Origin of the sequence: Streptomyces rectiviolaceus (assembly GCF_039533825.1) — a bacterium.
GTDB classification, from domain to species: domain Bacteria; phylum Actinomycetota; class Actinomycetes; order Streptomycetales; family Streptomycetaceae; genus Streptomyces; species Streptomyces rectiviolaceus.
The window spans coordinates 1-11526 of the sequence record NZ_BAAAUG010000003.1 but is presented as its reverse complement, the minus strand read 5'-3'; the positions used below and the strand labels follow the sequence as shown (position 1 = coordinate 11526).

8 protein-coding genes are annotated in these 11526 nt (G+C 72.9%); 4 read left to right on the top strand and 4 right to left on the bottom strand.

Annotated features, from left to right (window positions below; all coding sequences use genetic code 11):
- Positions 1 to 2334 (bottom strand): ABC transporter ATP-binding protein (locus ABD378_RS00140; protein ID WP_425583800.1); only part of this gene is annotated, 2334 nt, incomplete at its 3' end.
- A gap of 185 nt (positions 2335 to 2519) precedes the next feature.
- On the opposite strand from ABD378_RS00140, the gene ABD378_RS00135 reads away from it, so the two are divergent.
- The 4 genes from ABD378_RS00135 (at position 2520) to ABD378_RS00120 (ending at position 6156) form a co-directional block, all read left to right on the top strand.
- Positions 2520 to 3422, top strand: a complete 903-nt coding sequence (locus ABD378_RS00135; protein WP_344518148.1) for an ABC transporter ATP-binding protein — start codon at positions 2520 to 2522, stop codon at positions 3420 to 3422.
- Entirely contained in the window at positions 3419 to 4219 is an 801-nt protein-coding gene (locus ABD378_RS00130) for an ABC transporter permease (protein WP_344518147.1), read from the top strand. Before ABD378_RS00135 ends, ABD378_RS00130 begins: the two co-directional genes overlap by 4 nt.
- 79 nt (positions 4220 to 4298) lie before the next feature.
- On the top strand, positions 4299 to 5534 hold the full coding sequence (locus tag ABD378_RS00125; protein WP_344518163.1) for a sensor histidine kinase: 1236 nt from the start codon (positions 4299 to 4301) through the stop codon (positions 5532 to 5534).
- Positions 5527 to 6156 (top strand): response regulator, encoded by a 630-nt coding sequence (locus ABD378_RS00120; RefSeq protein WP_344518145.1) that lies wholly within the window; start codon positions 5527 to 5529, stop codon positions 6154 to 6156. The genes ABD378_RS00125 and ABD378_RS00120 overlap by 8 nt, the downstream gene beginning before the upstream one ends.
- A gap of 22 nt (positions 6157 to 6178) precedes the next feature.
- On the opposite strand, the gene ABD378_RS00115 is transcribed toward ABD378_RS00120, so the two are convergent.
- The 3 genes from ABD378_RS00115 to glgX form a co-directional block, all read right to left on the bottom strand.
- Positions 6179 to 7549, bottom strand: coding sequence for a carbohydrate-binding protein (locus tag ABD378_RS00115; protein WP_344518144.1), 1371 nt, complete (start codon positions 7547 to 7549; stop codon positions 6179 to 6181).
- A 736-nt stretch (positions 7550 to 8285) separates the two neighbouring features.
- On the bottom strand, positions 8286 to 9239 hold the full coding sequence (locus ABD378_RS00110) for a LysR family transcriptional regulator (RefSeq protein ID WP_344518143.1): 954 nt from the start codon (positions 9237 to 9239) through the stop codon (positions 8286 to 8288).
- Positions 9240 to 9326: 87 nt separating this feature from the next.
- The coding region (glgX, locus tag ABD378_RS00105; RefSeq protein ID WP_344518142.1) for a glycogen debranching protein GlgX at positions 9327 to 11526 on the bottom strand (2200 nt) is incomplete at its 5' end.

The following is an 11526-nucleotide window of genomic DNA, read 5'->3' as shown; positions in this document are numbered from 1 at the left end:
TTGCCTGCCTGCGGACGCGCCGTCCGTCTCACCCGTCATGGACGCCGGGTCGGCTGCCTTTGTCGCGGGTGCGCCCGGGGTCTCCGTCTGTCCGTCTGCGGACGCGCCGTCCGTCTCGCCCGTCGCGGGCGTCGGGTCCTCCTCCCCTGCCAGGGGAGCGCCCAGCGCATCTGTCCGCCCGGCCGGGGGCGGGCCGTCAGCCTCGGCTGCTGCGGACGCCGAGTCGGCTGCCCCTGTCGCGGGAGCGACCGGCGTCTCGGTTTGCCTGCCTGCGGACGCGCCGTCCGTCTCACCCGTCATGGACGCCGGGTCGGCTGCCTTTGTCGCGGGTGCGCCCGGGGTCTCCCTCTGTCCGTCCGCGGACTCGCCGTCCGTCTCGTCTGTCGCGGGCGTCGGGTCCTCCTCCCCTGCCAGGGGAGCGCCCAGCGCCTCTGTCCGCCCGGCCGGGGGCGGGCCGTCAGCCTCGGCTGCTGCGGACGCCCGGTCCGCTTCCCCTGTCGCGGGAGCGACCCCCGCGCCTGACATCAGCCACGCGTACTCCGTGTTCCCCCGCAGCAGTTCCTGGTGGGTGCCCACCGCGGTGATTCTGCCGTTGGAGAGCAGGGCGACGCGGTCGGCCAGGAGGACCGTGGACGGGCGGTGGGCCACCACCAGGGCCGTCGTGTCCTTCAGGACGCGGCGCAGGGCCGCCTCCACCAGGGCCTCCGTGTGGACGTCGAGCGCCGAGAGCGGATCGTCGAGGACCAGGAAGCGCGGGCGGCCCACCACCGCGCGGGCCAGCGCAAGGCGCTGGCGCTGGCCGCCGGACAGGCTCAGGCCCTGCTCGCCGACCTGGGTGGCCGTGCCCTGCGGAAGCGCGTGGGCGAAGTCGGCCTGGGCGACCTCCAGGGCCCGCTCCAACTCGGCGTCACCCGCGGCCTCTTCGGCGCCCATCAGGACGTTCTCGCCCACCGTCGCGGAGAAGAGCGTCGGCTCCTCGAAGGCGACCGCCACCAGCGTGCGCAGCCGCTCGCGGTCCATCTCCGAGATGTCCTCCCCGTCCAGCGTGATGCGGCCCCCGCTCACCTCGTGCAGCCGGGGCACCAGCGCCGTCAGCGTCGTCTTGCCGCTGCCCGTCGCGCCCACGAGGGCGAGGGTCTCGCCGGGGCGGACGTGCAGGTCGATCCGGTCGAGCGCGGGCGGCGCGTCGGCAGGCGCGTCCGGGTAGCGGAACTCCACGCCGTGGAAGCGGAGTCCGGTCGCATCGGAGCCGCCCGCCGCCGCATCGGAGCCGCCCGCCGAGGAGGAGACCTCCGTGGAGAAGACCTCCGTAGAGGACTCCGGCTCCGCGTCCATCACCTCGAAGTACCGCTCCGTGGCCGTCGCCGACTCCTGGCTCATCGCGAGCAGGAACCCGATCGACTCCACCGGCCAGCGCAGCGCGAGCGCCGTGGAGAGGAACGCGACCAGCGTGCCCGTCGACAGGCCGCCGTCCGCCACCTGCACCGTCCCGAGGACCAGCGCCGCACCGATCGCGATCTCCGGCAGCATCATGATCACCGCGTAGATCGCCGCGAGCAGCCGCGCCTTGGCCAGCTCCGTGCCCCGCAGCGTGTGCGAGAGTTCGTGGAACGCCCGCGCCTGACTGCGGTGGCGGCCGAAGCCCTTGATGATGCGGATGCCGAGCACGCTCTCCTCGACGACCGTCGTCAGATCGCCGACCTGATCCTGCGCCCGCCGCGCCACGGCCATGTACCGGCCCTCGTAGTACGCGCAGACGATCACCAGCGGCAACAGCGGGGTCAGCAGGACGAGCCCGAGGGCCCAGTCCTGCGCCAGCAGGATCGCCATGCCGACCACGATCGTCGTGCCGTTCACGATCAGGAACGTCAGCGGGAAGGCCAGGAACATCCGCAGCAGCATCAGGTCCGTCGTGCCGCGCGACAGCAACTGCCCCGAGGCCCAGCGGTCGTGGAAGGCCACCGGGAGCCGCTGCAGATGGCGGTAGAGATCCGCCCGCATCGCCGCCTCGACCGAGGCGAGCGGACGCGCCACCAGCAACCGCCGGAGGCCGAAGAGCAGCGCCTCCGCGACACCGAGCAGCAGCAGGAGCAGGGCCCCGAGCCAGACCCCGCCGAGGTCCCGGTCCGCCACCGGGCCGTCCACGAGCCACTTCAGTACGAGGGGGAAGACAAGCCCCGTACAGGAGGCGAGGATCGCGACAAATGCCGCACTGAAGAGGCGAGTTCGCACGGGACGGACGTATGGCCACAGGCGCAGCAGCGTCCGCGCCGCGGACCCCTCCTGGGTCGGCCCCTCCGTAGGTTCCTTGGTCGGTGCATCTGGTTTCGGCATCAGGAGCGAGCCTACGGATGGCCACTGACAGAGCCCACCGAGTTTTGGCCCGTCCCCGCTCGTCCGCTGGTCCTACGACCAGGCCGCGCCGGCGAAGTCGTACCCCCGCATCAACCGATCGGCTGATGCCGCTTCGAGCGCGATGGGCGATGCCCGGACCCCCGCCCACCGGCGAGGCTCGACCCATGCCCATCATCGAAGTGCACGACCTGCGCAAGGCCTACGGCGGACGGGCCGCCGTCGACGGCGTCTCCTTCGCCGTCGAGGAGGGCGAGATCTTCGGCGTCCTCGGGCCCAACGGCGCGGGCAAGACCACCACCGTGGAATGCGTCGAGGGTCTGCGCGTCCCCGACACCGGGACCGTCCGTGTCGATGGGCTCGACCCCGTCGCCGACCACGACCGGGTCACCCAGATCCTCGGCGCCCAGCTCCAGGAGAGCGAGCTGCAGGCGAAGCTCACCGTGCGCGAGGCGCTCGAGCTGTACTCCGCGTTCTACCCGGACCCCGCCGACTGGCGCCCCCTCGCCGAGCGCCTGCGCGTGACCGACAAGCTGGACAGCCGCTTCGGCAAGCTCTCCGGAGGCCAGAAGCAGCGCCTGTTCATCGCGCTCGCGCTGATCGGGAACCCGAGGGTCGTCGTGCTCGACGAGCTGACCACCGGTCTCGACCCGCGCGCCCGCCGCGACACCTGGGAACTCATCGAGGACGTACGCGACAGCGGCGTCACCGTCCTCCTGGTCACCCACTTCATGGAGGAGGCCCAGCGCCTCTGCGACCGCATCGCGGTCATCGACCAGGGGCGGATCGCCGCGCTCGACAGCCCGGCGGGCCTCATCAGCCGGGCCGCGGGATCCACCGTCATGTCCTTCACGCCGTCCGCGCCCCTGGACGAACGGGAACTCGCCGCGCTGCCGCGGGTGATCTCCGTCGACCACCGCGACGGCCGCTACACCCTGAACGGCACCGACGAGACCGTCAACGCCGCCATCACGCTGCTCGCCCGGCACCACATCACCGCCCACCAACTTCGGGTCTCCGACGCCACGTTGGACGACGCCTTCCTCGACCTGACGGGAGCCACGGCATGAGTACCGCCGTCAACGCGCCCCGAGCCACCGCCTCCGCCGCCACCGCCACTGCGAAGAACAAGGCATCGGCCGCCGTGCTCAAGGCCGAGTTCCGGATCTTCCGCCGCGAGCCCGGCGCCCTCTTCTGGATCATGGTGTTCCCCACGGTCCTGCTGGTGATCCTCGGCTCGATCCCCTCCTTCCGGGAGACCGACGCCTCGCTGGGCGGCATCCGCCTCGTCGACGCGTACGTCCCCGTGACGGTGCTGCTCTCCCTGATCATGGCGGGCCTGCAGGCCATGCCGCCGCTGATCACCGGCTACCGCGAACGCGGCATCCTGCGCCGCATGTCGGCCACGCCGGTCCGCCCCTCCGCCGTGCTCGGCGCGCAGATGGGCATCCACGGCGCCGCCGCGCTCGTCTCGTCCCTGCTCTCCCTGGCCGTGGGCCGCCTGGTCTTCGACGTACCCCTGCCGCGCCAGGCCTTCGGCTACGCGCTCGCGCTGCTCCTCGCCGTCCTGTGCGGGCTCGCCCTGGGCGCCGTGGTCTCTGCGATCGCGCGCGCGACCAAGGCCGCGACCGCGATCGGGTCCGCCGTCTTCTTCCCGATGATGTTCAGCGCGGGCGTCTGGCTGCCGGTGCAGGCGATGCCGGACGCGCTCGCCCGCGTCGTGGAGGTCACCCCGCTCGGCGCCGCCGCCCAGGCCCTGGGCGACGCCGCGGCCGGCGACTGGCCCGGCCTGTCCCACCTCGGGGTGCTCGCGCTGTGGACCGTGGTCCTCTCGGCGGCGGCCGCACGCTGGTTCCGGTGGGAGTGAGGGGCAGGCGGCCCCGCAGGTGACCGACACTGGGGCCGTGCGTACGAGTACGGCGAGCGCTACGGCTGACGCCACGAAGATGATCGAGCAGCGCTGGGGCCTGTTCCACCGCTGGGGCCCCTACGTGCTCCTCGGGTTCGGCGCCCTCATGTCGGCCGCCACGAGCAACGTCGTAGGAATGGGGCGCGGCGCGTGGAACGTGGCAGGGGCGCTGGTCGTCGCGGCGGTGGCGCTCCAGCTGTACTGGGGCGCGCTGGCCCGCTCCCGCCCGGGGCACTCGCCCGCGGGCACGCTCTACTACGCCGTGCGCTGGGCGATCGCCTTCGTCCTCACCTGGATCAACCCGTTCTTCGCGTTCTACGCCGTCGTCGGCTACTTCGGCGCCGAGCGGCTGCTGCCCCCGCGCCTGGTCAAGCCCGGCCTCTTCGCCACCGCGGTCATCATGGCGGGCTCCCAGTCGGGCGGACTTCCGCCGGACGAGGAACTCGGCTGGACCGTATTCGGCGGGCTGCTCGCGGTGAACATCGCGCTGCTCACCGTCTTCGCCCACCTCGCGGAGCAGGAGGAACAGCGCGCCCGCGACGCGGACGCCACCATCGTCGAACTGGAACGCGCCAACACCGCACTCCAGCAGGCCATGGACGAGAACGCCGCCCTGCACGCCCAACTCCTGGTCCAGGCAAGGGAAGCGGGCGTCGCCGACGAGCGGCGCCGCCTCGCCGCGGAGATCCACGACACCATCGCGCAGGGCCTGACCGGCATCATCGCGCAGCTCCAGGTCGTCGCGACCGCATCCGACGAAACGCTGGCCCGCGAGCACCTGGACCGCGCCTCCGCCCTCGCCCGGCACAGCCTCGGCGAGGCCCGCCGTTCCGTGCACAACCTCTCCCCGACGGCCCTGGAGCACGACGCGCTCCCCGAAGCGCTGGAGAAGACGGTCGCGCAATGGTCCGAACGCACAGGCGTGCGCGGCGACTTCACGGTCACCGGACCCGCCGAGCCGCTGCACGAAGAGATCGAGGCGACCCTCCTGCGCATCGTCCAGGAGGCCCTGTCCAACGCCATCCGGCACGCGGAGGCCACCCGCCTGGGCGTCACCCTCTCCTACATGGAGGGCGAGGTGGCCCTGGACGTACGCGACGACGGCCGCGGCTTCGACCCGCTGACCCTGGTGCGGCGCAACGGCTCCGGCGGCTTCGGCCTCGACGGCATGCGGGCCCGCGCCGAACGCATCGCGGGCTCGTTCACCGTGGAATCGGAGCCGGGGCACGGCACGGCGCTTTCGGCTCGCGTACCTTTGGTCCGCCATGGCTGACCTGATCACTCTGCTCATCGTCGACGACCATCCCGTCGTACGGGACGGTCTGCGCGGCATGTTCCGCTCCGACCCCTGCTTCGAGGTGCTCGGCGAGGCCGCCGACGGCGTTGAGGCCGTCGCCCTGGTGGAGCGGCTCGACCCGGACGTCGTCCTGATGGACCTGCGCATGCCGGGCGGGGGAGGCGTCGACGCGATCGCCGAGCTGGGTCGGCGGGGCTCCCGCGCCCGGGTCCTGGTCCTGACCACGTACGACACGGACTCCGACACGCTGCCCGCGATCGAGGCGGGCGCGACCGGCTACCTCCTCAAGGACGCGCCCCGCGACGACCTGTTCACCGCGGTCCGCGCGGCGGCCCAGGGCCGCACGGTCCTCTCGCCCGCCGTCGCCTCCCGGCTGGTCTCACGCGTGCGTGCCCCCGGCAACGAGCCGCTGAGCACCCGCGAACGGGAGGTGCTCGCGCTCGTCGCCAAGGGCACGTCGAACCGTGCGATCGCCGCCGAACTCTTCATCAGCGAGGCCACGGTCAAGACGCACCTCACCCACATCTACGGCAAGTTGGGCGTCAAGGACCGGGCCGCGGCGGTCGCGACGGCGTACAGCCGCGGCATCCTGGGCTGACGGTCTGGCTAGCCTCTAGCCTCTAGCCCCGCTGCCACAGAGCAGGAGTGTTCGGCGGCTCCCAGCCCGACTGCGCCTGGTGGCCCTGGAGGCAGCGGAAGGTGGCGCCGCCGTACGTGACCGTGTCACCGGCCGCGTAGACCTTGCCCGCGGCCCACGTGCCGCCCGGGTCGGGGTCACCGGGGCCGGGGTCGCCGCCACCCGTCGTCTTCAGCGTCAGGCCGAACTGCTGCAACAACGGGTTGATCGGCTGGTGGAAGGTGGTCCCGCCGCTGCGGCAGTTGCCCGAGCCGCCCGAGGTGACGCCCTGTGCCTGGCTCCCGGATATGTAGGAGCCGCCCGAGTCGCCGGGCTCGGCGCAGACCGTCGTCCGCGTCACGCCGCTGATGGTGCCCTCGGGGTAGGTGACACTGGTGTTGTGCTGCTGGATCGTGCCGCAGTGCCACCCCGTAGTGGAGCCGGAACGGCAGATCGACGCACCCACCGGGGACTGCGTGGAGCCCCCGACGCCGACCCGCTGCCCGCTCTGGCCCTTCACGTACGGGGTGGCGGTCCACTGGGAGTTGGTGGCGACCCAGGCCATGTCCCTGCCGGGGAAGATGGATGCCTGGAACGTGCCCTGGGCCACCTGGTTGTAGCCGGTGGTCGCGGTGCCGGCCCGCCCGCAGTGGCCCGCGGTGGCGAAGCCCTGCTGGGTGCCCTTGGTGATCGGGAAGCCGATGGAGCACCGGCCGCCCATGTAGTACGCGTCGCCGCCCACGAGGTCGTAGAGCGGGCGCGGCCGTTCTTCGGTCTTCTCGACCTGTACGAGGGAGGGTGCGACACCCGCGGCGGAGACGAGGGACTTGGCGGCGCCCGCCTGTACGGCACGCACGACGACGGCGTTGGACCGCACGTCGACGTACCAGACGGGAGCGTCGCGAGTCACCGCCTTCTTCGCGGCACGGTCCAACTTCGCCTTGGCGGCGTCCAGTTGAGATTCCGAATGCGCCACGACCTCGGCCCGAGCACCCCGCGCCTCGATCGCCGGAACGTCGGATGCGTCGGTGGTGGCCACGGTGAGCCGCGCCGAGGTGGCGCCGTGCACCCAGGCGCCCGCGAAGTCACGACCGAGGGCGCCCCGCAGGGCTCCCGCGACGGCGCCGGCCTCGGCCTCGTTGACCAGACGGGCCTCGGCCTGCGCCGGCGTGAGGCCGAGGTCCCGCTGCATGGCCTTCAGGACCTCGGGCGAAGTCCTGTCGACGGCGGCGGTCTCGGCAGGGGAGGGCGACGGGGCCGAGGCGGGATCGGCCTGGGCATGCGCGGTGCCGGGCACACCCGCGAGAACCAGGGCACCGGCCGCGGCAAACGCGGCGCACGCCGCCGCGGCGCGTCTGTGGTGGATGGGGAGCATGGGAGCTTCTCCTCGGTTGCGAGGGGGCGAGCGGACCGGTGAGGGCGTCGGCCAGCGGATCGCCCACAACGTAGAAGCCTCAACTGCCCATAAATAGCTGTCAGTCGACCCCCGGGCTTGGCGTTATGGAAGGTGGGGAGAGGGGGTTGGGGGAGGTGCGGCGGGGAGGGCGCGAGGTCGTGGAGGGGGCGGCGCGAGGGCGTGGCGGGGTCGCGGAGGGTGCGGCGGTGACGGTGCGGGAGGCGTGGAGGGTGCGGCGGGCTGCGACGGAGGGTGTGGGGGCGAGGTCGCGGGAGGTGTGGCGGGGTCGCGGAGGCGGCGGTGACGGTGCGGGAGGCGCGGGAGACACGGGAGGCGCTGAGGGCGCGACAGGGTTGCGGGAGGCGCGACGGAGGGTGCGGGGGCGACGCCGCGGGAGGTACGGAGGGCGTGGCGGGGTTGCGGGAGGTGCGGCGACGAGGGCGCGATGTCGCACACGTGCGGCGCGGAGGGCGTGGCGAGGTCGCGGAAGGTACGGCGGCGAGGTCACGTGGGGCGCGGAGGGTGTGGCGGGGTAGCGCGACGGAAGGCGTGGCCGGGAGAGCGCGGCGGGGTAGCGCGACGGAAGGTGCGGCCGGTAGAACGCGGCGGGGTAGCGCGGCGGAGAGCGTGGCCAGGGAGAGTGCGGCGGAGGATGCGGCCGGGAGAGCGCGGCGGAGGCGTCCCGGAAGAGCGTGGCCGGGGGAGGGCCCGGGTGTTACAGGAGGCGGGGGGAAGGTGCCGCGAGCCATGCTGTGTAGCTTTCGCTGCGTGCCGTGGCTTCGGCGTGTGCCGTGCGGGCCTGGGCGAAGACGGCGGGCGCGGTGTCGTGGGCCGGGGCCGCCGGATGCCAGCCGAGCAGATGCCGCCAGTACAGCGGCGCCCCGGAGAGCGGCCGGGTCACCAGGCCCGGCGTCGGCGGGAACGTCGCCCGGCAGAGCCCCACCGCCCGCCCCACCTGGACCAGATGGACGCAGGACGCCACGTCCGTCTCGTAGACGGAGGACGGAGTGAAGCCCGCGCGGGCGCACGCCGCGTTGAAGCAGTCCGCGAAGCAGCCGTCGCCCGGCACGTCCGTCCACGCCTCTCCCGCGAGGAGCGACAGGTCGATCTCCTGGCGGTCGGCCAGCGGATGGCCGATGGGCAGCATGACGAAGACCGGGTCACGGGCCACCTCACGCCACACGAGCAGCTCGCTCTCCGGCGGCGTGCTCGCCCCGCATGTCCCCACCAGGGCGAAGTCGAGGCGCCCGTCGGCCGTGCGGGACGCGATCTCCCGCTCCGACCAGGAGGTGTGGGTGGTCACCGGCACCCCCGGATGCGCGGCGGCGAGCCGGTCCACCAGGGCGCCGAGCAGCGGCCCGTGCGTCGCGCCGAGCCGGAACCCCGCACCGCCGTCCCAGGCCCGGCCGAACCGCAGCGCCTCCTCGCGCAGGCCGGTCACAGCGGGCAGCACCACGCGGGCGCGGGCCAGCACGAACTCCCCCAGCGCGGTGGCCCGTACCCCGTGCCGCCCCCGCTCGAAGAGCTCCCCTCCCAGGGTGCGCTCGATCCGCTTCAGCTGTGCGCTCAGGGCGGGCTGCGCGAGCCCGAGCACGGTAGCGGCCTTGGTCAGGCTGCCCGCGTCGGCGATCGCCCGGATCGTCTTCAGGTGCCGCAACTCCAGGTCCATGGGCCGAGCTTGGCCCGTGCCCCGCAGCGGAGCAATGGGCAGGTTCGGACCAATGCGGGCCAACACCCCGCGGCGTCAGCCCCGGCGTCAGCCGCCCCCGTCCGCCACGCCGTCACGCACCCGCAGCAGCAGCACCGACCGCGCGGCCATCGTGACCGCCGTGTCCGCCCGCAGCACGGTGCCGGGCGCGGCCCCCTGCTCCTCGAGGGAGGTGTCCACCACCACCTCGTACTCCCGCGCCCACGGCGCCCCCGGCAGCACGAAGCTCCCCGCACGGTCCGCCGCGTGCAGGACCGCGAGGAAGCTGTCGTCGACGACCGGCACGCCCCGGGCGTCACGTCCGGGGATGTCGCGGCCGGACAGATACATGCCCAGCGTCGCGGCCGGCGCGTACCAGTCGCCCTCCGTCATCTCCGCCCCGCGCGCCGTGAACCACGCCAGGTCCCGAAGCCCGTCCGCCGAATGCGCACGCCCGGAGAAGAACGCCCGCCGCCGCAGCACGGGATGCCGGTGCCGGAGAGTGATCAGACGGGACGTCAGATCGCACAGCGCCGCCCACCCCGGCTGCTCAAGGAGCCCCCAGTCCACCCAGCTGACCTCGTTGTCCTGGCAGTACGCGTTGTTGCTGCCCCCCTGCGTACGCCCCATCTCATCGCCCGCGACAAGCATCGGCACCCCCGTCGAGAGCAGCAGCGTCGTCAGCAGATTGCGCAGCTGCCGCCGCCGCAGCTCCAGCACCCGCTCGTCCGCCGTCTCGCCCTCGACGCCGCAGTTCCAGGACCGGTTGTCGTCCGAACCGTCCCTGTTCCCCTCGCCGTTGGCCTCGTTGTGCTTGCGCTCGTACGACACCAGGTCCCGCAGCGTGAACCCGTCGTGCGCCGTCACGAAGTTCACCGACGCGTACGGACGCCGCCCGCCCCACGCGTACAGGTCGCTCGACCCGGAGAGCCGGTAGCCCAGATCCCGCACATCGGGCAGCGCGCCCCGCCAGAAGTCCCGCACCGCACCCCGGTAGCGGTCGTTCCACTCCGTCCACAGGGGAGGAAAGGCCCCCACCTGATAGCCGCCGGAGCCCACGTCCCACGGCTCGGCTATCAGCTTCACCCGCCGCAGCACCGGGTCCTGCGCGATCACCGCGAGGAAGGGGGAGAGCATGTCGACGTCGTGGAACGAGCGCGCGAGCGCCGCCGCCAGATCGAAGCGGAAACCGTCAACGCCCATCTCCGTCACCCAGTACCGCAGGGAGTCGGTGATCAGGCGAAGGACGTGCGGCTGCACCACCTGGAGCGTGTTCCCGCAGCCCGTGTAGTCCGCGTACCGCCGCGCGTCGGACGGCTGAAGGCGGTAGTAGCCGCGGTTGTCTATGCCCTTGAGCGAGAACATCGGGCCCAGCTCGCCCGCCTCCGCCGTGTGGTTGTAGACCACGTCGAGGATCACCTCGATCCCGGCCTCGTGCAGCGCCCGCACCATCCGCTTGAACTCCCCGACCTGCCCGCCCGTCGTCCCCGACGCCGCGTACGCCGCGTGCGGCGCGAAGTAGCCGATCGAGTTGTAGCCCCAGTAGTTCTTCAGGCCTCTTTGCAGGAGGTGATCCTCATGGGCGAACTGATGCACGGGGAGCAGCTCCACCGCCGTCACCCCGAGCCGCAGGAGATGGTCGATCGCCGCCGGATGCGCGAGACCCGCGTACGTACCCCGCAGCTCCTGCGGGATCCCCGGGTGCAGCTTGGTGAAGCCGCGTACGTGGACCTCGTAGATCACCGAGTCCGCCCACGGCGTCTTCGGGCGCCGGTCGTCGGCCCACTCGTCGTCCGGCGCGTCGTCGTGCACGACCACGCCCTTGGGGACGTACGCGGCCGAGTCCCGGTCGTCCCGCACCGTGTCGGCCACCTGCTGCTGGGGCCAGTCCCGTACGTGTCCGTACACCTCGGGCTGCAGGCCGTACGCGGCGAAGTCACCGTCCACCGCACGCGCGTACGGGTCAAGGAGCAGCTTCGCCGGGTTCCAGCGGGCGCCCGTCCACGGATCCCAGCGGCCGTGCACGCGATAGCCGTAGCGCTGCCCCGGACGGACGCCCGGCACGAAGCCGTGCCAGATCTCGTGCGTCAGCTCGGTCAGCGGCGAGCGCGTCTCGACGCCCTCGTCGTCGAACAGGCACAGCTCGACGGCCTCGGCGCCCCCCGCCCACAGCGCGAAGTTGGTGCCCGCGACCCCGTCGGGCCCCACCCTGAACCGCGCGCCGAGCGGCGTCGGCGCCCCCGGCCACACGGGCAGGCCCCGCGCGTCC